Annotated in this window: 18 protein-coding genes; 12 read left to right on the forward strand and 6 right to left on the reverse strand. The window is 71.8% G+C overall.

The window, feature by feature from the left end; translation table 11 throughout:
* Nucleotides 1–3 precede the first annotated feature (3 nt).
* Nucleotides 4–846 (reverse strand): NAD(P)H-binding protein, encoded by an 843-nt coding sequence (locus ACIBK1_RS30700; RefSeq protein WP_030506701.1) that lies wholly within the window; start codon nt 844–846, stop codon nt 4–6.
* Nucleotides 847–999: 153 nt separating this feature from the next.
* On the opposite strand from ACIBK1_RS30700, the gene ACIBK1_RS30705 reads away from it, so the two are divergent.
* The 3 genes from ACIBK1_RS30705 (at nt 1,000) to ACIBK1_RS30715 (ending at nt 5,151) form a co-directional block, all read left to right on the forward strand.
* The gene (locus ACIBK1_RS30705) at nt 1,000–1,959 is read left to right on the forward strand and encodes a helix-turn-helix transcriptional regulator (protein ID WP_030506700.1); all 960 of its coding nucleotides are present in this window, start codon (nt 1,000–1,002) and stop codon (nt 1,957–1,959) included.
* A 101-nt stretch (nt 1,960–2,060) separates the two neighbouring features.
* Nucleotides 2,061–4,061: an erythromycin esterase family protein gene (locus ACIBK1_RS30710; protein WP_396739175.1), complete on the forward strand. Its 2,001-nt coding sequence runs from the start codon at nt 2,061–2,063 to the stop codon at nt 4,059–4,061.
* A gap of 103 nt (nt 4,062–4,164) precedes the next feature.
* Nucleotides 4,165–5,151, forward strand: a complete 987-nt coding sequence (locus ACIBK1_RS30715) for an alpha/beta fold hydrolase (RefSeq protein WP_030506698.1) — start codon at nt 4,165–4,167, stop codon at nt 5,149–5,151.
* Nucleotides 5,152–5,258: 107 nt separating this feature from the next.
* Here ACIBK1_RS30715 and katG read toward each other — a convergent pair whose 3' ends face one another.
* Together katG and ACIBK1_RS30725 are read right to left on the reverse strand one after the other, a co-directional pair.
* Nucleotides 5,259–7,490 carry a catalase/peroxidase HPI gene (gene katG, locus ACIBK1_RS30720; protein ID WP_030506697.1) on the reverse strand — a complete coding sequence of 744 codons (2,232 nt, stop codon included), beginning with the start codon at nt 7,488–7,490 and terminating at the stop codon, nt 5,259–5,261.
* 33 nt (nt 7,491–7,523) lie between these two features.
* Complete coding sequence (locus ACIBK1_RS30725; RefSeq protein ID WP_030506696.1) at nt 7,524–7,961, reverse strand: Fur family transcriptional regulator; 438 nt, start codon at nt 7,959–7,961, stop codon at nt 7,524–7,526.
* A gap of 227 nt (nt 7,962–8,188) precedes the next feature.
* On the opposite strand from ACIBK1_RS30725, the gene ACIBK1_RS30730 reads away from it, so the two are divergent.
* The 5 genes from ACIBK1_RS30730 (at nt 8,189) to ACIBK1_RS30750 (ending at nt 12,064) form a co-directional block, all read left to right on the forward strand.
* Entirely contained in the window at nt 8,189–8,704 is a 516-nt protein-coding gene (locus ACIBK1_RS30730; RefSeq protein ID WP_197042499.1) for a hemerythrin domain-containing protein, read from the forward strand.
* A 199-nt stretch (nt 8,705–8,903) separates the two neighbouring features.
* Nucleotides 8,904–9,203 (forward strand): hypothetical protein, encoded by a 300-nt coding sequence (locus tag ACIBK1_RS30735; RefSeq protein ID WP_030506694.1) that lies wholly within the window; start codon nt 8,904–8,906, stop codon nt 9,201–9,203.
* Between the two features lie 39 nt (nt 9,204–9,242).
* Nucleotides 9,243–10,610, forward strand: a complete 1,368-nt coding sequence (locus ACIBK1_RS30740; protein ID WP_030506693.1) for a cytochrome ubiquinol oxidase subunit I — start codon at nt 9,243–9,245, stop codon at nt 10,608–10,610.
* Nucleotides 10,610–11,632: a cytochrome d ubiquinol oxidase subunit II gene (locus ACIBK1_RS30745; RefSeq protein ID WP_396739179.1), complete on the forward strand. Its 1,023-nt coding sequence runs from the start codon at nt 10,610–10,612 to the stop codon at nt 11,630–11,632. The genes ACIBK1_RS30740 and ACIBK1_RS30745 overlap by 1 nt, the downstream gene beginning before the upstream one ends.
* Nucleotides 11,633–11,659: 27 nt before the next feature.
* Nucleotides 11,660–12,064 carry an MmcQ/YjbR family DNA-binding protein gene (locus tag ACIBK1_RS30750; protein WP_396739181.1) on the forward strand — a complete coding sequence of 135 codons (405 nt, stop codon included), beginning with the start codon at nt 11,660–11,662 and terminating at the stop codon, nt 12,062–12,064.
* Here ACIBK1_RS30750 and ACIBK1_RS30755 read toward each other — a convergent pair.
* The 3 genes from ACIBK1_RS30755 to ACIBK1_RS30765 all read right to left on the reverse strand — a co-directional run bounded on the left by ACIBK1_RS30755 (nt 12,049) and on the right by ACIBK1_RS30765 (nt 15,766).
* Complete coding sequence (locus tag ACIBK1_RS30755; protein WP_396739183.1) at nt 12,049–13,374, reverse strand: glycoside hydrolase family 6 protein; 1,326 nt, start codon at nt 13,372–13,374, stop codon at nt 12,049–12,051. The genes ACIBK1_RS30750 and ACIBK1_RS30755 overlap by 16 nt on opposite strands.
* Before the next feature lie 298 nt (nt 13,375–13,672).
* A complete protein-coding gene (locus ACIBK1_RS30760; protein ID WP_396739185.1) occupies nt 13,673–15,061 on the reverse strand; it encodes an MFS transporter in 1,389 nt (462 codons plus the stop codon).
* Between the two features lie 42 nt (nt 15,062–15,103).
* Complete coding sequence (locus ACIBK1_RS30765; protein ID WP_030506689.1) at nt 15,104–15,766, reverse strand: GntR family transcriptional regulator; 663 nt, start codon at nt 15,764–15,766, stop codon at nt 15,104–15,106.
* Between the two features lie 185 nt (nt 15,767–15,951).
* On the opposite strand from ACIBK1_RS30765, the gene ACIBK1_RS30770 reads away from it, so the two are divergent.
* From ACIBK1_RS30770 to ACIBK1_RS30785, 4 genes are all read left to right on the forward strand, one after another.
* Entirely contained in the window at nt 15,952–16,035 is an 84-nt protein-coding gene (locus ACIBK1_RS30770) for a putative leader peptide (RefSeq protein WP_357326566.1), read from the forward strand.
* Between the two features lie 79 nt (nt 16,036–16,114).
* A complete protein-coding gene (locus tag ACIBK1_RS30775; RefSeq protein WP_030506688.1) occupies nt 16,115–17,413 on the forward strand; it encodes a dicarboxylate/amino acid:cation symporter in 1,299 nt (432 codons plus the stop codon).
* Between the two features lie 210 nt (nt 17,414–17,623).
* Nucleotides 17,624–19,261, forward strand: a complete 1,638-nt coding sequence (locus tag ACIBK1_RS30780) for a M1 family metallopeptidase (RefSeq protein ID WP_197042497.1) — start codon at nt 17,624–17,626, stop codon at nt 19,259–19,261.
* A 99-nt stretch (nt 19,262–19,360) separates the two neighbouring features.
* Nucleotides 19,361–20,140, forward strand: a complete 780-nt coding sequence (locus ACIBK1_RS30785) for a response regulator transcription factor (RefSeq protein ID WP_396739187.1) — start codon at nt 19,361–19,363, stop codon at nt 20,138–20,140.
* Nucleotide 20,141: the final 1 nt, after the last annotated feature.

Below are 20,141 nucleotides of genomic sequence, written 5' to 3' on the forward strand. Positions count from 1 at the left end.
CGGTCAGCCGCCGAAGTCGGCCTTGTGATCCCTGGTCCACTGGGCGTAGGTGCGCGCGGGATGCCCGGTGATCTCCTCGACGACTCCGTTGACCGGCGCCGGCTTCCCGACCGCCCTCGCCATGAGACCGAACAGCGCCGCCAGGAAATCGGCGTCCATGAACTGGCTCATCTGCGCGCGCACGGGCTCGGGGTCGAGGTCCTCGACGGTCAGCGCGCGTCCCAGCGTTTCGCCCAGGATGCGTACCTGCTGTGCCTGGGTCAGCGACTCGGGGCCGGTCAGGTCGAGGATCCGGCCCGCGTACCCGCCGCCGGTCAGGATCCGTACGGCCACTTCGGCGACGTCCCGCTCGTGCACGGCGCTGAAGGCGGCCTCGGTGTACGGCGCGCGGATAACATCGCCGCCCTGCAGTTGCATCGCGAACGTCAGGGAGTTGATGGCGGGGAACAGCAACCGGAGGAACGTCCACTCGATCCCGGACGCCTCGATGGCCCGCTCGACGTCACGGTGATAGCGGGCGATCACGTCGGGCTGCCGCTCGGCCCCGTCGTCGACGGCCCCCGACGACAGGAACACCACCCGCCGCACTCCGGCCTCGCGCGCGGCCTCCAGGAGCGGAGCGATGTCGGCTCCATACTGCAGGACCAGGAAGGCGGCCTCGACACCCTGCACGACCGCCGGCAGCGTCTCGGGCTTGGTCAGATCACCCTGGACGACCTCGACGCCCTCGGGCAGCCCCGCCTTCTCCGGAGTCCGGGTCAGCGCACGCACCGCAGCCCCGGTGGAGACGAGCTCCTCAACCGCCTGACGTCCGAAGTGAGCCGTGGCGCCAACGACCAGATACATGAGGGGTTTCCCTTCAATTCGATGACAGTCCTGATATGGCGGCGTGGACTGCTCTGCTCGCCGCAGAGCCTCGCCCCCGCCGTTCGTCATGGCAGTCACGCTAGATCCCAATTAGGTAAGATCCGTTCCTAATTGGCTGGCAGACTTCGGGGAATGTTGGAAACCTCGGCGCGGCTGCTGCGCCTGCTCTCCTTGCTCCAGACACCCCGCGAGTGGACCGGCGCCGAGTTGGCCGAGCGGCTGTCGGTCAGCACCCGGACCGTCCGCAACGACGTGGACCGCCTGCGGAACCTCGGCTATCCGGTGCACGCCGGCCGGGGCGCCGCGGGCGGCTACCGGCTCGGCGCCGGGGCCACGCTGCCGCCGCTGCTGCTCGACGACGAGGAGGCGGTCGCCGTCGCGATCGGGCTGCGGACCGCCGCCGGCGGCACCATCACGGGGGTCGAGGAGACCTCCCTGCGCGCGCTCGCCAAGCTGGAGCAGGTGTTGCCGTCCCGGCTCCGGCGCCGGGTCGGCACCCTCCAGCAGTACGCCGTCGCGGTGCCCAGGGACGAGCCCGGCCCGCGGGTCGACGCGGACACGCTGACCACGATCGCCACCGCCTGCCGGGACCATGAGCGGCTGCGGTTCGACTACCGCGGTCACGACGGCTCGGACAGCCGGCGGGACGTCGAGCCCTACCGGCTGGTCAACTGGGGGCGACGGTGGTACCTCGTCGGCTTCGACGTCGCGCGGGCCGGCTGGCGGACGTACCGGGTCGACCGGATCAGTCCGCGTACTCCGGCAGGTCCCCGGTTCACCCCGCGCGAGCTGCCGGAGGACCCCGTCGACCAGGTGCGCCGGGGAGTGTCGTCGGCCGCCTGGCGGTGCCGGGCCCAGGTCACCGTGCACGCCCCGGCCGAGCTGGTCGCCGAACGGATCAACGCTGCCATCGGCACCGTCACGCCGGTCGACGACACCCGGTGCCTGCTGGACACCGGCGCCGACAGCGTCGAGGCGCTCGCCGTCCACCTCGGCCTGCTCGGCATGGACTTCACCGTGACGGAGCCGCCGGAACTGGTCGAACTCGTACGTGCCCTCGCCGGCCGCTATCACCGTGCCGTCATGCGCTGATCGCCCCCAAGGGGAGAACAACGACCTGGTAGACGGGCCGCCGACCGTGTTTGCGCCGGCGGGAGAGGGGTATGCGGCTGCGCGACCGGGAGGCGAGGCTCATGACTGATCGCCTGTTTTCGGATCGCCGGGACGCGGGCCGCGTGCTCGCGGGACTCCTCGGCCACTACCGTGGGCTGCCCGGCGTCGTCGTCCTCGGCCTGGCGCGTGGCGGGGTCCCGGTGGCGTACGAGGTGGCGATCGGCCTCGGCCACCCGCTCGACGTGTTCCCGGTGCGCAAGCTCGGCACGCCCGGCCGCGAGGAGCTCGCCATGGGGGCGATCGCCGGGGGCGGGGTGATCGTGCTCGACGAGGACGTCGTCCGCGGGCTCGGCCTCCGGTCCGACACCGTCCGGCAGGTCGCCGAGCGGGAGTCCCGCGAGCTGGCGAGGCGGGAGCGAGCCTACCGGGGCGGCACGCCCGTCGCGGACCTGCGCGGCAAGACCGTCATCGTGGTCGACGACGGGCTGGCGACCGGGGCGACCATGCGTGCCGCCGTCCGCGCGGTCCGGCAGCGGGAGCCGGCCAAGATCGTGGTCGCCGTGCCCGCCGCGCCCGAGTCCACCTGCCAGGAGCTGTCCACCCTGGTGGGCGAGGTGGTCTGCGCGACCACGCCCACGCCGTTCTTCTCGGTGGGGGAGTCGTACTGGAACTTCGCCCAGACCGCCGACGAGGAGGTGCGCAGGCTGCTTCGCGCGGCGGCGTCGGCGCGGGCCGGGGCCCCGCCCGTCCGGACCGACCTCGCGATCCTGCGCTCGGAGCTCGTGCTCGTGCGGGACGGGGTCCCCTCGGACGAGGTGTTGTTCGGCATCGTCGGCGACGCGCGGTTCGTGCTGATCGGCGAGGCGTCGCACGGCACCCGCGAGTTCTACGCCGCGCGCGCCCGGATGACGCGGCGGCTGATCGAGGAGAAGGGCTTCGTCGCCGTGGCGGTGGAGGCCGACTGGCCCGACGCGTACCGGGTGAACCGGTACGTCCGGGGGCGCGGCGACGATGCGACCGCCGAGGAGGCGCTGGCCGGCTTCCGGCGCTTCCCGGCGTGGATGTGGCGGAACGCGGACGTGCTGGAGTTCGCCGGGTGGCTGCGCGAGCACAACGAGCGGCTCGACGAGCGGGCGCGGGCCGGGTTCTACGGGCTCGACCTCTACAGCCTGCACCGGTCCGCCGACGAGGTCGTCGCCTACCTGGAGAAGGTGGACCCGGGCGCGGCGGCGCGGGCCCGCGACCGTTACTCCTGCTTCGACCACAGCGACGGCGACGACGGGCAGGCGTACGGCTTCGCCGCCGCCTTCGGCGCGGGGGAGTCGTGCGAGCGGCGGGTGATCGACCAGCTCGTGGACCTCCAGCGCAACGCGCTGCGCTACCAGCGGGCACAGGGACTGCTCGGTGAGGACGAGTTCTTCCACGCCGAGCGGAACGCCGCGGTGGTGGCGGCCGCGGAGCGGTACTACCGCACGATGTTCGGCGGCCGGGTGTCGTCGTGGAACCTGCGCGACCGGCACATGGCCGACACCCTGTTCGCGCTCTCCGAGCACCTCGGCTGGCAGCGCGGCGAGCCGGCGAGGATCGTGGTGTGGGCGCACAACTCCCACCTCGGCGATTCGCGGGCGACGGAGATGGGCGCGCGCGGCGAGCTCAACCTCGGCCGGCTGGTGCGCGAGCACAACCGCGGGGACTGCCGGCTCATCGGCTTCACCACCTTCGCCGGCACCGTCACGGCGGCCGACGACTGGGGCCGCCCGGCCGAGCGGAAGATCGTCCGCCCGGCGCTGCCCGGCTCGGTCGAGGAGCTGTTCCACGAGGCCGGGCACAAGGAGTTCCTGGTCGGCCTCACACGTTCGGCCGGCGCGGCGGACCTGCTGCGCGGGGCGCGGCTCGAACGCGCCATCGGCGTCGTCTACCGGCCGGGCACGGAACGGCAGAGCCACTACTTCCAGACCCGCCTGTCCGACCAGTTCGACGCGGTGATCCACATCGACGAGACCGGCGCGCTGGAGCCCCTGGAGCGTACGGCCCGCTGGGAGCGCGGAGAGGTCCCGGAGACCTACCCGGTGGCGGTCTGAACGGAGCCGGGAGCGGTTTGCCGAACCGGCAACTCGATTCACGGCGGCGTCACGGCGCGATGGATGATCCCCGGAGGAACCACCAGGAGCTTTGGAGGAATCGATGGCGCAGTCCGCCCCCGCCGCGGCGATCACACATCGCCTGGTCCCGTCTCCCGCCGGTCGCATCCACGTGGTGGAGCAGGGCTCCGGGCCGCTGGTGCTGCTGGTGCACGGGTTCCCCGAGTCCTGGTATTCCTGGCGGCGCCAGCTGCCGGTGCTGGCCGCGGCCGGTTACCGGGCCGTCGCCCTGGACGTCCGGGGCTACGGCCGCTCCTCCAAGCCCACCGACGTGGCCGCGTACCGGATGCTGGAGCTGGTCGAGGACAACGTCGCCGTCGTGCACGCCCTGGGCGAGCGTACGGCGGTGATCGTCGGCCACGACTGGGGCGCGACCATCGCCGCGAACTCCGCCCTCGTGCGGCCCGATGTGTTCCGCGCGGTCGGGTTGCTGAGCGTGCCGTACGCCCCGCGCGGCGGGCCGCGGCCCGGCGAGGTGTTCGCGCGGATGGGCGGGGAGGAGGAGTTCTACGTGAGCTACTTCCAGGAGCCCGGCCGGGCGGAGGCCGAGATCGAGCCGGACGTCCGCGGCTGGCTCGCCGGCTTCTACGCCGCCCTGTCCGGCGGCACGATGCCGCCCGCCGGTGCCCCGGACCCGCACTTCGTGTCCCGGGGCGGGAGGTTGCGCGACCGCTTCCCGGCCGGCCGGCTGCCCGCCTGGCTCGATGGGGACGACCTCGACGTCTACGCGGCCGAGTTCGAGAGGACCGGCCTGACCGGGGCGCTGAACCGCTACCGCAACATGGACCGGGACTGGGAGGACCTCGCCGGCTTCGACGGTGCTCCCGTCACCCAGCCGTCGCTGTTCGCCGGCGGCGCGCTGGACGCCTCCACGACATGGATGGCCGACGCCATCGCGGCCTATCCGGCCACCCTGCCGGGCCTGGTGTCCTCACACGTGCTCGACGGCTGCGGCCACTGGATCCAGCAGGAGCGCCCGGACGAGGTCAACGAGATCCTCACCGGCTGGCTCGCCGCCCTGCCCGCCTGAACCGCTCGCCTGAACCCGCCGGGCCTGAACCGGCTGTCCGGACCGCCGTACGAAGCAGAACGTCCGGGCCGGCCCCCGTGTGGGCCGGCCCGGAAGTCATGTCACCCTCAGACCAGGTCGAACCGGTCGAGGTTCATCACCTTGTCCCACGCCCGGACGAAGTCCGTCACGAACTTCTCCTTGGCGTCGTCGCTCGCGTAGACCTCCGCGACCGCGCGCAGCTCGGAGTTCGCCCCGAAGACGAGGTCGGCCCGGGTGCCGGTCCACTTGACCTCGCCGGTGGCGAGGTCGCGTCCCTCGAACGTGGTCTGGTCCTCCGACGTCGACTTCCACTCCGTGCCCAGGTCGAGCAGGTTGACGAAGAAGTCGTTGGTCAGAACCTCGGGGGTCTCGGTGAGGACGCCGACCTTCGACTGCTGGTGGGTGGCGCCCAGGACCCGCAGGCCGCCGACGAGGACCGTCATCTCGGGGGCGCTGAGGTTCAGCAGGTTCGCCCGGTCGATGAGCAGGTACTCGGCCGGGAGCCGGTTGCCCTTGCCGTAGTAGTTGCGGAACCCGTCGGAGGCCGGCTCGAGCGCGGCGAACGACTCGACGTCCGTCTGCTCCTGCGACGCGTCCACGCGGCCCGGCGTGAAGGGGACCTCGACGTCGAACCCGGCGTCCTTGGCGGCCTTCTCGACGGCGGCGCACCCGGCGAGCACGATCAGGTCGGCGAGGGAGACCTGCTTGCCGCCGGTCTGCGCCGAGTTGAACGACTGCTGGATGCCCTCCAGGGTGCGCAGCACGGTCGCCAGCTGGTCGGGGTCGTTGGCCTCCCAGCCGCTCTGCGGCTGCAGGCGGATGCGCCCGCCGTTGGCGCCGCCGCGCTTGTCGCTGCCGCGGAAGGACGCGGCCGACGCCCACGCGCTGGACACGAGCTGGGAGACCGACAGGCCCGAGCCGAGGATCTGCTCCTTGAGGGCGGCGATGTCCCCGGCGTCGACGAGCTCGTACGTCCGCTCCGGCAGCGGGTCCTGCCACAGCAGCACCTCGCCCGGGACCTCCGGGCCGAGGTAGCGGGAGACCGGGCCCAGGTCGCGGTGGGTCAGCTTGAACCACGCACGGGCGAAGGCGTCCGCGAACTCGTCGGGGTTCTCGTAGAAGCGCCGCGAGATCTGCTCGTAGATCGGGTCGGCCTTGAGCGCGATGTCGGTCGTCAGCATGCCCGGCGCGTGACGCTTCGACGGGTCGTGGGCGTCGGGAACGGAGCCCTCACCCGCGCCGTTCTTCGGCGTCCACTGCCACGCGCCCGCCGGGCTCTTGGTCAGCTCCCAGTCGTAGCCGAACAGGTTCCAGAAGAAGTTGGTGGACCACTTGGTCGGCGTCGAGGTCCAGGTGACCTCGAGACCGCTGGTGATCGTGTCGCCGCCCTTGCCGGTGCCGTAGCTGTTCTTCCAGCCGAGGCCCTGCTGCTCGATCGGGGCGGCCTCGGGGTCGGGGCCGACGTTGTCGGCCGGGCCGGCGCCGTGGGTCTTGCCGAAGGTGTGACCACCGGCGATGAGGGCGACCGTCTCCTCGTCGTTCATCGCCATCCGGCCGAACGTCTCACGGATGTCGCGGGCCGCGGCGAGCGGGTCCGGCTGGCCGTTCGGGCCCTCCGGGTTGACGTAGATGAGGCCCATCTGGACCGCGGCGAGCGGGTTCTCCAGCTCACGGTCGCCGCTGTAGCGCTCGTCCCCGAGCCAGGTGGTCTCCGGGCCCCAGTAGACGTCGTCGTCGGGCTCCCAGGCGTCCACCCGGCCGCCGGCGTAGCCGAAGGTCTTGAAGCCCATCGACTCCAGGGCGACGTTGCCGGTGAGGATCAGGAGGTCGGCCCAGGAGATCTTCTTGCCGTACTTCTTCTTGACCGGCCACAGCAGCCGGCGGGCCTTGTCGAGGTTCCCGTTGTCCGGCCAGCTGTTCAGCGGGGCGAAGCGCTGCTGGCCCGAGCCGGCGCCGCCGCGGCCGTCGCTGATCCGGTAGGTGCCCGCGCTGTGCCAGGCCATCCGGATCATGAGCGGGCCGTAGTGGCCGAAGTCGGCCGGCCACCAGTCCTGCGAGGTCGTCAGCACCTCGGCGATGTCCCGCTTGACCTCCGCGAGGTCGAGGGACTTGAACGCCTCGGCGTAGTCGAAGTCCTCACCGAGGGGGTTGGCCACGGCGGGGTTCTTGGCGAGGATCTTCAGGTTGAGGCGCTCCGGCCACCACCGGTGGTTGGCGTTGCCCTGGGTCGGGTGCGGGGCGCGCGTGTGCGCGACCGGGCAGCCGCCCTCGCCCTCCGTCTTCGGGTCGACAACGATTGCGTCGTGGTTCTCGGTCAAGGGAATCCTTCTGGAACTAGTCGATCATGGGGCTCAGGAAGCGCGGGCGCTGGAACAGCCGGGGCACAGGCCCCAGTAGATGACGTCGGCCTCGTCGATCGTGAAGCCGTGGTTGTCGGACGCGGTCAGGCACGGCGCCTCGCCGGTCGCGCAGTCGACGTCGGCGACCACACCGCACGACCGGCACACGACGTGGTGGTGGTTGTCGCCGACGCGGCCCTCGAACCGGGCCGGACTGCCGGCCGGTTCGATGCGGCGTACGAGTCCCGCTGCGGTCAGGGCGTGAAGGGCCTCGTACACGGCCTGCAGAGAGACGTGGCCCACGCGATCGCGGACCCCGGAGGCGATCGCCTCGACGTCGAGGTGGTCGCCGCTGCGCACGGTCTCGAGCAGCGCGACGCGGGCGGCCGTCACCCGCAGGCCGGCCCCGCGCAGTTCCTCGGCGGTCGTCGGAGTCCTGGGCGCGATCATGGCGCCAACCTATCGCCTAAACACGAAGAGTTCAAGAGAGCGAATGACACAAATGTCTAGGTCTCTCAGGTGATGTCCGTCTCACTGCGGCATGCGCACCTTGCGCGCGGCGCCGGGGATCGTCTCGCCGTTCGTGCGGAACGGGTGACGCGGGACCCGTACGGAGAGGTCAAAGGTCCCTGCACGGCGGGTCCGGCGGCCGGGAACCGTTGGGTGAGTCCGGCGGTGTGACCGCGTTCGAAGCGCTCGTGGAGGATCGAAGGCACATGTGCGAGTACTGCGGCTGCCAGGCCGTGACAGCGATCGACGAACTGACGCGCGAGCACGACCTGGTGGTCGATCTGATCGCGGACGCGCGCACGGCGCACGCCGCCGGCGACGCGGAGACCATGGCCGTGATCGCCAGACGGATCGCCGAGGTGCTCGGCCCGCACACCGAGGTCGAGGAGCACGGCCTGTTCCCCGCCCTGGCGGACGAGTTCCCCGAGCAGATCGCCGGACTGGAAGCGGAGCATCGGCGCGTCGAGGCCGTCCTCGGCGAGGCCGCGGACACCACGCCTGCCGATCCCGGCTGGCCGCTGAGGCTGCTCGACGCGCTGAACCTGCTGCGCGCCCACATCCTCAAAGAGCAGGACGGAGTGTTTCCGGCGGCGTTGGCCGGTCTGAGCACCGAGGACTGGGAGGCCGTCGAGGCGGTCAGGGCGCGGGCCGGCACGCTGCTGCGGGCTTCCGGCGGCCAGTGAACCGAGGCCCACCCGATCGCAGCCCACCCGGTCGCGGTCCGGGACGACCGGCACGCGGCGGCCGGGAACGGCGCAGTGCCCCAAAGGGGGGTAGAGCCTCTCATCGGTTTGCGCAAAAGCCGGTCGGGGCGCTGCCTCCGGCGGGCGTGCGGGGGTAGCTACGCACCAGTCCGCGGTTCTCGGAGAGGGGAATCCCCCCATGACAATGACTGAGCATCAGCCGCACGCGGAGCACGATCACCGGCACGGCGCCGGATGCGGCCATGTCGCGGTGCCGCACGGCGACCACGTCGACTACGTCCACGACGGCCACCTGCACCGGGTTCACGAGAACCATGTCGACGAGTGCGAGGTGAGCGGGCACGCCGTACACGACACGCACGACCACGAGCACAAGCCAGGGTGCGGGCACGTGGCCGTGCCGCACGGCGACCACGTCGACTACATCCACGACGGGCACCGCCACGTCCGCCACGACGGTCACTGGGATGATCACTGACCTCAGAACCGGCCTGAGCTCCCCGGCGGAGAACGGACGATGCGGCCGGCGCTCGCGGCGCCGCTGATCGCCGCGGCCGGCCCGGCGGGTGGGGCCGATCTTGTCGCGGCGCGGACCCAGATGGCCCTGTCCCTCGGGTGGCACATCATCGTCGCGTGCCTGGGGGTGGGCATGCCCGCCCTGCTGCTGTTCACCGAATGGCGGGGGCTGCGCCGCGGCGACGACGACTACCTGCGCCTCGCCCGGCGCTGGGCGAAGGCGGTGGCCGTCCTGTTCGCCGTCGGAGCCGTGTCGGGCACGATCCTCAGCTTCGAGATGGGCCTGTTGTGGCCGGGCCTGATGGGTGCGTACGGCCAGGTGATCGGGCTTCCGTTCGCGCTGGAGGGCATCGCGTTCTTCCTTGAGGCGATCTTCATCGGGATCTACCTCTACGCGTGGGACCGGCTCTCGCCCAGAGCCCACCTGCTGACCGGGGTGCCGGTGATGGTCGCCGGTGTGGCCTCGGCGTTCTTCGTCGTCTCCGCCAACGCGTGGATGAACCAGCCGCGTGGCTTCCTCCTGGAGGGCGGCCGCGTCACGCACGTCTCGCCCTGGGCGGCCATGTTCAACCCCGCCACTCCGCCGCAGACCATCCACATGATCGTCGCGGCGTTCATGGTGTCGGGCTTCGCCACCGCGTCTGTCTACGCCGTGGCCCTGCTGCGCGGGCGGCGGGACCGCTACCACCGCCTCGGCTTCCTCGTGCCCTTCACCGTCGCGGGGGCGTTGACGCCCGTCCAGATCGTGGTGGGCGACTACGCCGCGCGTTTCCTCGCCCGCTACCAGCCCACGAAGCTCGCCGCGATGGAAGGGCTGCCCAGGACCGGGCCGCACGCGCCGCTGAGCGTCGGCGGGATCTTCGTGGGCGACCGTCTGCGCTACGCGTTCGAGATCCCCAACGGACTGTCGCTGCTGGTGGGCTACAGCCCGGACGCCGTCGTCCAGGGACTGGACCGCACGCCGCCCGCCGACCGGCCGCCCGTCACGCCGGTCCACCTGTGCTTCGACACGATGGTCGGCATCGGCGTCCTGCTCCTGCTGCTGGCGGCCTGGCTCGCCTTCACCTGGTGGCGGCGGCGCGAGATCCCGCGCTCCCGTCTGTTCCTGTGGCCGGCGGCCGCCTCCGGCGTGCTCGCCGTCGTCGCCGTCGAGGCGGGCTGGGTGGTGACCGAGGTCGGCCGTCAGCCGTGGGTCGTGTACGGCAGGCTGCGCACCGCGGACGCGGTCAACCCCGCGCCCAATCTGTGGGCGGGACTCCTGCTGCTGGTCGTCGTCTACACGGTTCTCACGGTGTCGACCGTGTACGTGCTGCGGCTCATGGTCCGCGCCCGGCCGGTGGCCGCGCCACAGGAACGGGAGACGGCCTGATGGAGGCGGCGCAGGTCCTGCTCGGGGTTATGTGGCTCGGCCTGACCCTGTACGCGCTGCTCGGCGGTGCCGACTTCGGCGGCGGCCTGTGGGACCTGCTGGCCGGGGGCAGCCGGGCGGGGATGCCGCAGCGGCGGCTCATCGAACACTCGCTCGGCCCTGTCTGGGAGGCCAACCACGTCTGGTTGATCTTCGTGCTCGTGGTGCTGTGGACCGGCTTCCCGACGGTCTTCGCGGCGGTGATGTCCACGCTCTACATCCCCCTCACGCTGGCCGCGTTCGGGATCATCGGCAGGGGGGCCGCGTTCGCGTTCCGCAAGAGCAGCACCGAGCTGTGGCAGCAGCGCCTGTTCGGCGCGGCCTTCGCGCTGTCGTCGGTGCTCACGCCGTTCTTCCTCGGCACGGTGGCGGGGGCCGTCGCGTCCGGCCGGGTGCCGCCCGGCCTGGCCAGGGGAAGTCTGGTGGGCGCGTGGGTCAACCCGACCTCGATGCTGGGCGGCGTCCTCGCGGTGGCCGTCTGCGCCTACCTGGCCGCGGTCTACCTGTGCGACGACGCCGTGCGGTCCCGCCTGCCCGGGATGGCCGAGGTCTTCCGGCGCAGGGCGCTGGCCGTGGCCGCCGTCACCGGTGTGGTCGCCCTCGGCGGCATCGGAGTGCTGCACGCCGACTCCCCCCGGCTCTTCACCGGCCTCACCCACGGTGCGCTGCCGCTCGTCGTGGCGAGCGCCGTGCTCGGCGTCGCCTCCATCGCGCTGCTGTGGCTGCGCCGCTACCTGCTCGTACGCGGCACCGCGGCCCTGGCCGTGGCCGCCGTGATGTGCGGATGGCCGGTGGCGCAGTATCCGCTCATGCTGCCGCCGGCCGTGTCCTTCCGGCAGGCGGCGGCGGAGCCGGCGGTGATCACTGCGGTTCTCGCCGTCACGGCGGCGGGCGCGCTGCTGGTGCTGCCGTCGATCGCATTGCTGCTCGCCGTGCAGCACCGCCTGCCGTTCGAGCGGGGCGGCCCCTACCCTGGTCGCTGACGACGACCGTGCGAAGGGGTGAGCCGCGTGAGCGACCAGGATGTGCCGGCCCGGCTCCGGGAGATCTGCCTGAACCTGCCGGAGGCCGTGGAGAAGCCGTTCGGGGGCCACACGGCGCCCACCTACCGGGTCGGCGACAAGATGTTCGCGATGACCAGTGAGGACGGGCGGTCGCTGACGTTCAAGGCCGGGCCGGGGGTGCAGGACGCCCTCGTGGCCTCGGATCCGGAGCGTTTCTTCGTCCCGCCGTACGTCGGCCGCAACGGCTGGGTGGGCGCACGCCTGGACGCCGATCAGGACTGGGACGAGATCGCCGGGCTGATCGAGGACAGCTACCGGCTGATCGCGCCGAAACGACTGGTCCGGCTCCTCGACGAACCGCCGACCGCCCAGACCGGCCTAGCGCGGCCGGTGCCTCACAGCGGCGGGTAGGCGTTGGCGAGGAGCTGCTGGAACTGCGGCCCGAACCACTGCCCCGCCGCCGGGGCGTACGGCAGCGCCCCGCTGGGCACGGTCCCCTGGACATAGGTGGGATCGCACATCGGGTCGGGGAGGAGGCCGTCGGGACTCGTGACGTTCACGCTCGCGCCGTCGGAGACGCCCGGCGGCTTGATCCACGCGTACGCGTCGACGCCGGCGGCGGGGATGGCCGCGGGCCGTGCGCCGAGCCCGGCGCCGGCCTGGTTGCACCAGTTGCCGACGCTGTGCCGGCGGTCCGTCCGGGACTCGTCGACGAACCGGTTCACATCGGTGGAGGTGCTCGTGCGAGCCGGGCGATACGGGCCGCCCCAGCCGCTGCGCGAGGTGTCGATCACCATGCCGATGCCGGATCCGAAGCCCGCCGCGATGAGCCGCTGCCGGAACGCCTGGGCGAACGAGAGCTCGTCCACGTAGTCGTTTCCGGCCACCCACTGCGAGCTCTTCACCGGCCGGCCCATCTGGGTGTTGTAGTACGGCTCGACCAGGGCGCCGTAGCCGGCGACGTTCACCGTGAAGCCGTGCACGGGTGAAGGCTGCCCTCCGGTCACGCCCGCGATGCTCGCGAGCAGGTCGGCGGCCCGGCCGAAGTTGTCCGGATGACCGGCGACGCCGTGGTGGGAGGCGTCGAGGTAGAGGTACACGTTGGGGACGGCGTGCAGCCGGGTCACCGCGTACCGCAGCGCCGCGGGATAGGCGCCGCTCGCCTGTACGGCGGCGCAGCGGGAGGTGGCGGCGGGCAGGAGCAGCCCGGGCAGGAAGTCGGGCTCGACGATCGCCACGATGCGCAACCGCTGGTAGGCCGGGTCGGCCAGGATCTCGGCGATCGGATCGACATACTCGCTCCGGTAGCGGTTCAGGCCGTCGGCCGCCACGCTGAAGTCCCCGTTGGAGACCGGGTGGGTGCAGTTCCGGTCCGGCAGGTCGTCGAGCACGATCTGGATCGTGAGCGGGGCCGAGCCGAAGGCGTCCTGCACGACGGCCTCGTTCAGATGCGCGCGCAGCCCGGGGGAGGAGGCGGTGCCCTCGATCAGGGAGACGCGGTCGAGCCAGACGCCGGTCGGCTGGTCGGCCACCGCCGCACCGCCGGGCTCGGCCGCGGCCGACGCCGACCACCAGGGATCGACGTAGCGCTGGGCGGCCACGTAGGGGTTGTCGACGCGGGTGTCTGCGGCGGCGGGGGTGCCCGTGAGGACCGCCGTGACCGGCAGGAGGATCACCGCCGCGACCACCGCCATGAGACGCGCTCCGAGCCGCACCGCCATGCCGTGCCTCCCCACCGCGCGAGATCGTCGTCACCCCGCACGATTCACCGGCGTGGCGGGCGCGTACAGCGCCCGACGGCGCCTGTCGCCGTACGCGCGCCCGGCCCGGGGGAGCGCGCCCGCCCTCAGCTCGGCGAACACCCCGCCGCCCGTCGCCGTTCGACGCCGCCGCGCGCCGCGTCGGATGAAAGCTTCAGCCACCCGGGCGCCGGGGGGCGAGAATGCCGGCCACCCGGACGTACGGCCACCCGGATGCCGGCGGCGCGGAGGCGTCGGGCGAGACGCACGGAAGCGACCGTCATCGCGCCGGGGCCGCCGGCTCGGTGACGCGGGCGCCGGTCACGACCAGGCCCAGGCAGACCAAGGCCGCGGCCGCCACCGCCGCCAGCATGAGGGGGTAGGAGAGCCACGACGACAAGCCGGCCAGCACGGTGGGGAGCAGGAAGCCCGCGTAGGCGAGCATGTAGTAGACGCCGGTCAGGCCGGCGAGGTCGTCGGGGCCGGCCATGCGCTGGATCTCCAGCAGTCCGGAGACCACCGCGAGGCCGTAACCGGCGCCCAGGGTGGCCGCGGTGACGGCCGCGAGCCACGGCGACAGCAGCACCGCGTTCGCCGCGCACAGTGCCGCGCCGAGGAGCATCACCGCCATCGCCGCCACCGGAGCCCGTCCCGTCCGGGTTCCCGCCCCGCTGGTTTTGGTCTCGCCGGTTTTGGTCCCGCCGGTTTTGGTCCCGCCGGTTTTGGTCTCACCGGGTTTCACCTCGCCGGTTTTCATCTCACCGGTTTTCATCTCACCGTGCAGCCACCTGGCCACGGGCTGCACCGCCGCGCCCGCGCCCAGGGTCAGCACGGTCAGTCCGGTCGCGTACGCGAGCCCCCAGTCCCCGACGCGGAAGCCGACCAGTTGCGGCATGACCGCGTACGCCAGTCCGGCCGCGCCGAACACCCACGGCGCCATGGGCAGGACCACGAGGCGGAACCGCCTGCGGGCCGGCGCGGGGACGCGTAGGTCGTCCACCAGCGCCGTGAGGAGCCGCCGGGCCGGACGACCCGTCGCGTGCGCGAGCGGCGGCCGCGTCTCCGGCACCCGCAGGAGCAGGACGGGTATCGCCGCGGTGAGGAGGAGATGGACGGCGTACGGGCTCACCATGGGCCACGGTCCCCACTGGGCCAGCACGCCCGCGACCCCGGCGCCGAGGCCGAATCCCGCCGTCTGGCACAGCGCCGCCCGGCGTGCGGCGAGCCCGCCGTCCGTCCCGCTCGACAGCTCCTTCACCCAGCTGCTGCCCACGGACATGGCGATGCCGACGGCGAAGCCGGTGATCAGCCGTCCCACGTAGATGGGCCAGGCGCTCTGACCGCCGAAGCAGAGCACCAGGCTCGCGACGGCCGAGGCGACGGCGCCGGCCACCAGCACGGGACGTCGCCCGCGCCGGTCGGACACGGGCCCGGCGAGCAGGAGCCCCGGCACGAGTCCGACGACGTACGCGCCGAGGAAGGCGTCGACGCTGAGCGTGGAGTAGCCGCCCAACCGGCGGTACATCAGCAGCAGCGGGGTGAACTGGTTGCCGCCCCAGCCGCAGGCGAACATCGCCGCGGCGACGGTCCGCCAGGCGCCGGGCCTGAGCGGGACGGCAGGCGGGAGGGCGGCGTGCCGGGGTTCCGGCATCCGCTGGGTTTCGGGCATGGAAAGTCGGACCTTCGGGAGGAGTGCGTGCGGGGGACGCGGTCAGCGGTCGTCGAGGCCGGGGTGCGGTGAGCCGTGCGTCGCGGTGAGGTGACCGAGCAGGGCCGAGGCGAAGGCCGCGCTGTCCGCGCCGACGAGATGGCCGAGGAGGGCCTCGTGCTCGTCGGCCAGCAGGGGCAGCCGCTCCGGCCGCGGGCGCAGCGCGGCGATGCTCATCCGCCGCTGCCGGTCGCCGAGCGTGGCGTAGAACCGGCCGGCCAGCCGGTTTCCCGACGCCTCGACGATGCACCGGTGGAACGCCTCGTCCGCCTCGGCGAACCGGCCGACGTCCGCGGCCTCGGCGAGGGCCCGCTGACGCCGCAGCAGCTCCCGCATCCTCTCGTGGTGCTCGTGCGGCAGGCCGGTCCTGGCGATGCGCTCGGCCGCGGACCGTTCGAGGGCCAGCCGCAGCTCAAGGACGTCCGCGGCCTCTCCCGGCGGCACCGGCACCACCACCGCGCCGCGCTTGGGGTGCAGCGCCAGCAGTTCCTCCGACTCCAGCCGCAGGAACGCCTCCCGGACGGGCGTCCTGCTCACGCGTACCCGTTCGGCGATCTCGCCCTCGCTGATGAGGCTCCCGCCCGGCAGCTCGCCGGAGAGGATCAGCTCCTTGGTCACGGCGTACGCGGTGTGGGCGGCGGACGGGCGCTTCGCGGGATCGGCCATGCCGGGAGCGTAGCAGCCATAGATACAAGTTGTATCTATGAGATGCGTCGCGACCGAAACATCGCGGCCAGGAGGACTTATATGGGATTTCTGGTGTGATTGAGGCTTCACCGGCGCAGCAGAACGTGATACGGATCACATAAAGGACCGGAATTTACTGCCGGTTGAGGAGGTTCTGACGCGCTATGAGGTTCTTCCCGGTGCACGTGCTGCTCGTCAAGCGGCTGCACGTCGACCTGTGCCGGTTGAGTAGTCGTCTCTGTCACTGAACGCAGTCACCACTCCTTCCCCCCCTTCACCTCGCATGCCGCCTCGGCGTCAGCATGCCTTTCTGCCGGAGTCTCGTTCGTGAAGAAACTCTCCTTTTCCCTGCAGTTGCTGCTCGGCCTGGTGATAGGCGCGGCCCTCGGGTTCGTCGCCCGCGCCGGTGACGTCACCTGGCTCACCACCACCCTCACCGAAGTCGGCAAGATCTTCGTCCAGCTCCTCAAGCTCGCGGTCGCGCCGCTGGTCTTCACCGCGGTCGTCGTCAGCGTGGCCAACCTGCGCAACGTCAGCGGCGCCGCCAGGCTCGCCGGCAAGACGCTGCTGTGGTTCCTGATCACCTCGCTGATCGCGGTGGTCTTCGGCATCGGCCTCGGCCTGATCCTCAATCCCGGCCAGGGCGTCACCATCTCCACCGCCGGGGCGAAGGCCGTCGACCTGGAGGGCGCGGGAACCTGGCTGGACTTCCTGACCGGCATCATCCCGACCAACATCGTCACCGCCTTCACCGAGCTCAACGTCCTCCAGATCGTCTTCCTGGGGGTCGTCCTCGGCGCCGCCGCCCTGGCGGTCGGCGACAAGGCCGAGCCGTTCCTCGGCTTCAGCCGGTCCGTCCTCGAACTGGTCCAGAAGGCCCTGTGGTGGGTCATCAGGCTCGCCCCGATCGGCACCGCCGGCCTGATCGGCAAGTCGGTGGCCAGCTACGGCTGGGACCTGCTCGCCCCGCTCGCGAAGCTCAGCGCGGGCGTGTACATCGGCTGCCTGCTGGTGCTCCTGGTGAGCTACCCGCTGCTGCTCGCCTTCGTCGGCAAGGTCAGCCCGCTCACCTTCTACCGCAAGGCCTGGCCCGCGATCGAACTGGCCTTCGTCTCCCGTTCCTCGGTCGGGACCATGCCGCTCACCCAGCGGGTCACCACCGAACGTCTGGGCGTGGACCGCGACTACGCCTCCTTCGCCGTGCCCTTCGGGGCGACGACCAAGATGGACGGCTGCGCCGCCATCTACCCCGCGCTCGCGGCGATCTTCGTGGCCCAGGTGTTCGGCGTCCATCTGGGCGTGGGCCACTACCTGCTGATCGCGTTCGTCTCCGTGGTCGGCTCGGCCGCGACCGCCGGTCTGACCGGCGCGATCGTGATGCTCACCCTGACCCTGAGCACGCTGGGCCTGCCCCTGGAGGGCGTCGGGCTGCTCCTGGCGATCGACCCGATCCTCGACATGATCCGTACCGCGACCAACGTCACGGGGCAGATGGTGGTGCCCGTCCTGGTCGCCCGTTCCGAGGGCCGTCTCGACGAGGAAGTGTTCGACGCTCCGCCGCAGTCTCTGGACGAAGCCCCGGCCGCGGTTCGTCCCGCGTCGGGTCCTGAGCCTGCTCTCGCCTGATTCTCCTGCCCCTCCGGTCCGCCGGCGGGGACAGCCTCGCCCACGACGTCGCGTCGTGGGCGAGGCCGTTTCTGTGCGAGCAGCCGTGCACGGTGATACGTGCCTGAGCGGCCGCCGATACACGGTGCAGGCGGCGCGGACACATGCCCCACCCACGATGGGCGGAGCGCGCGAACCCAGCGCGCCTTCTCACCAGGAGGTGGTCGATCGATGTTCTCTGCCCGCATGCCCGGCCTGCGACCGCGGCCCGGCGCCGACAGCACCCGCTCACGCGCGCCCCAGCCGTCGGGCCGGTCGCCCCGGCCGCCTCGGCGCCGCACGCGGGGATCGCTCAGCGCGCTGGCGGCGACGGGCGCGCTGGCGTTGGCGGTCTCCGCGTGCGCCGCGGCGGCCCAGACCGGTGACACCGCCGCGACCGCCAAGGGTGACGTCCGCGCCGGCGCGTCCACGCCGGACGGCCGGACGCCCCGGCCCGGCGCCCACAGCGCCGGTGACCCGCTGTTCACCTACCTCGGGAACGGCGGGTACGACGTCGCCTCCTACGACATCCGGTACGACTACCGTCCGGGCACGACGAAGATGAACTCCTCCGTGCGCATCACGGCCACGGCGAAGCAGGCGCTGTCGAGCTTCAGCCTGGATTCGAAGGTGGACCGCGTCGACTCGGTGTCCGTACAGGGCGAGGGGGCCGCGTTCACGGTGTCCGGCGAGAAGCTCGTGATCACGCCGCGGCATGCCCTGCGCGAAGGCGAGTCCTTCCGTGTCGACGTCTCCTACCGCGTCGACCGCGCGGACGACACGCGGTCGCCCTCCTACCCGCCCACGGCGCACTACCTGCAGGCCTGGCTCGAAAAGGACGACGGTTTCGCGGTCATGGGTCAGCCCGACCGCGCCCACATGTTCTTCCCCGGCAACGACCACCCCAGCGACAAGGCCCGCTTCACCTTCCGCGTCACCACGCCCAAGAACCTCCAGGCGGTGGCGAGCGGGACGCTGCGGTCGCGCAGGACCACCGGGGACCGTACGACCTACACCTACACCACCCGCGATCCCATCCCGACCCACGTGGCCCAGGTCGCCGTCGGCCGCTTCACGAAGGTGACGGCGCGCGGGCCCCACGGCCTGCCGATCCGCAGCTACCTCGCGACGGCCCGGTACAAGGCGGCGAAGGCTCCGGTGGACGACATCGCGGACCAGGTCGCCTGGGTGGAGAAGGAGATCGGCCGCAGGTATCCGTTCGAGACCTACGGGGTGCTGGGGGTGCCGGGAGACTACGACGGCGTCGCCCTGGAGTCCGCGACGCTTTCCACGTTCAGCGTCGAAGGACTGACGCGTCCGGCCGAGGAGATCGCGCCGACCATGATCCACGAGTTGGTCCACCAGTATTTCGGTGACGCCGTCTCCGTGCGCACCTGGAACGACATGTGGATCAGCGAGGGCCACGCCGAGTACTACCAGCTGCTCTATTCCGTGGCGAAGGGGTATCGGAAGCTCGACGACGTCCTGAAGCAGCGGTACGAGTTCGAGTTCGACAAGCGGGTCGAATCCGGGCCTCCCGCGCGGCTCAAGACGGCGCAGGACGTGCTGACCGGCGGGAACAACGGGGGCCTGCTGATGCTCGCGGGCCTGCGTCAGCAGGTCGGCGACTCCGTCTTCAAGAAGATCGAGCAGACGTTCTACGACCGATACCTGGGCAGGTCCGCGACCACGAAGGACTACATCGACGTGGCCAACCGCGTCAGCGGGCGCGACCTCACCTCCTACATCGAAGGCTGGCTCTACGGGGCCCAGGTGCCTCCGATGCCGGGCCACCCGGACTGGAAGCGAGCGGCGGCCCCGGCCTCCTGACGTTTCCCCGCCGTCACGCCACCGAAGAGGGGAGCACCGGGTGCGTCCTTATAAGCTCGCAAGCACGCTATTCGCCGCTTTTGGGGAGATATTTCGGGTTTGGATGTCAAGAGCGGGCCGCAAGCCCCTGTCACCGTGCTGCTCGTCGAGGACGACGAGGTGATCCGCAAGACGGTCGGGATGGCCCTGGAACGCTACGGCTACGCGGTGTCGACCGCCGGTGACGGCCTGACCGGCCTGGAGCTCTTCCGGGAGGGACGGCACGACCTGCTGCTGCTGGACGTGATGCTGCCGGGCCTGGACGGCATCGGCCTGTGCCGCAGGGTCAGGGAGACCAGCCTGATCCCGATCCTGATGATGTCCGCGCGCGGTGACTCGCTGGACGTGGTGTCGGGCCTGGAGGCGGGGGCGGACGACTACGTCGTCAAGCCGGTCGACACCGGTGTGCTGGTGGCCAGGATCCGCTCACTGCTGCGCCGGGCGACGTTCACCCCCGGTCGCGAGCCCGCCCCCGGACACGGGCCCACTCCCGCGCACGGGCCCGCTTTGCAGCACGGGCCGGACGATCCCCCCGAACCCGCGTCCGGCGGGTCGGGCGACCTCGTCTTCGGCGACCTGGCCATCGACACCCACGGCCTCGAGGTGCGCCTGGCCGGCGAGCCGGTCGCGCTCGCCCCCACCGAGCTTCGGCTGCTGCTGGAGTTCGCGGCCAATCCGGGGATCGTGCTCGACCGGCAGACGCTGCTGCGCAACGTCTGGGACTACGGCTGGGACGGCGACAGCCGCGTCGTGGACCTGTGCGTGCAGCGGTTGCGCAAGAAGATCGGCGCCGACCGGATCGAGACCGTCCGCGGTTTCGGCTACAAGCTGCGGCGCTGAC

It is taken from the genome of Microbispora rosea (assembly GCF_044460045.1).
GTDB lineage: Bacteria > Actinomycetota > Actinomycetes > Streptosporangiales > Streptosporangiaceae > Microbispora > Microbispora rosea.

Bases quoted from the DNA above. Each gene is read 5' to 3' on its own strand.
- ACIBK1_RS30700 (WP_030506701.1), bottom strand. From the start codon at position 846: ATGTATCTGGTCGTTGGCGCCACGGCTCACTTCGGACGTCAGGCGGTT.
- ACIBK1_RS30705 (WP_030506700.1), top strand. From the start codon at position 1,000: ATGTTGGAAACCTCGGCGCGGCTGCTGCGCCTGCTCTCCTTGCTCCAG.
- ACIBK1_RS30710 (WP_396739175.1), top strand. From the start codon at position 2,061: ATGACTGATCGCCTGTTTTCGGATCGCCGGGACGCGGGCCGCGTGCTC.
- ACIBK1_RS30715 (WP_030506698.1), top strand. From the start codon at position 4,165: ATGGCGCAGTCCGCCCCCGCCGCGGCGATCACACATCGCCTGGTCCCG.
- ACIBK1_RS30725 (WP_030506696.1), bottom strand. From the start codon at position 7,961: ATGATCGCGCCCAGGACTCCGACGACCGCCGAGGAACTGCGCGGGGCC.
- ACIBK1_RS30735 (WP_030506694.1), top strand. From the start codon at position 8,904: ATGACAATGACTGAGCATCAGCCGCACGCGGAGCACGATCACCGGCAC.
- ACIBK1_RS30740 (WP_030506693.1), top strand. From the start codon at position 9,243: ATGCGGCCGGCGCTCGCGGCGCCGCTGATCGCCGCGGCCGGCCCGGCG.
- ACIBK1_RS30745 (WP_396739179.1), top strand. From the start codon at position 10,610: ATGGAGGCGGCGCAGGTCCTGCTCGGGGTTATGTGGCTCGGCCTGACC.
- ACIBK1_RS30755 (WP_396739183.1), bottom strand. From the start codon at position 13,374: ATGGCGGTGCGGCTCGGAGCGCGTCTCATGGCGGTGGTCGCGGCGGTG.
- ACIBK1_RS30760 (WP_396739185.1), bottom strand. From the start codon at position 15,061: ATGCCCGAAACCCAGCGGATGCCGGAACCCCGGCACGCCGCCCTCCCG.
- ACIBK1_RS30765 (WP_030506689.1), bottom strand. From the start codon at position 15,766: ATGGCCGATCCCGCGAAGCGCCCGTCCGCCGCCCACACCGCGTACGCC.
- ACIBK1_RS30770 (WP_357326566.1), top strand. From the start codon at position 15,952: ATGAGGTTCTTCCCGGTGCACGTGCTGCTCGTCAAGCGGCTGCACGTC.
- ACIBK1_RS30780 (WP_197042497.1), top strand. From the start codon at position 17,624: ATGTTCTCTGCCCGCATGCCCGGCCTGCGACCGCGGCCCGGCGCCGAC.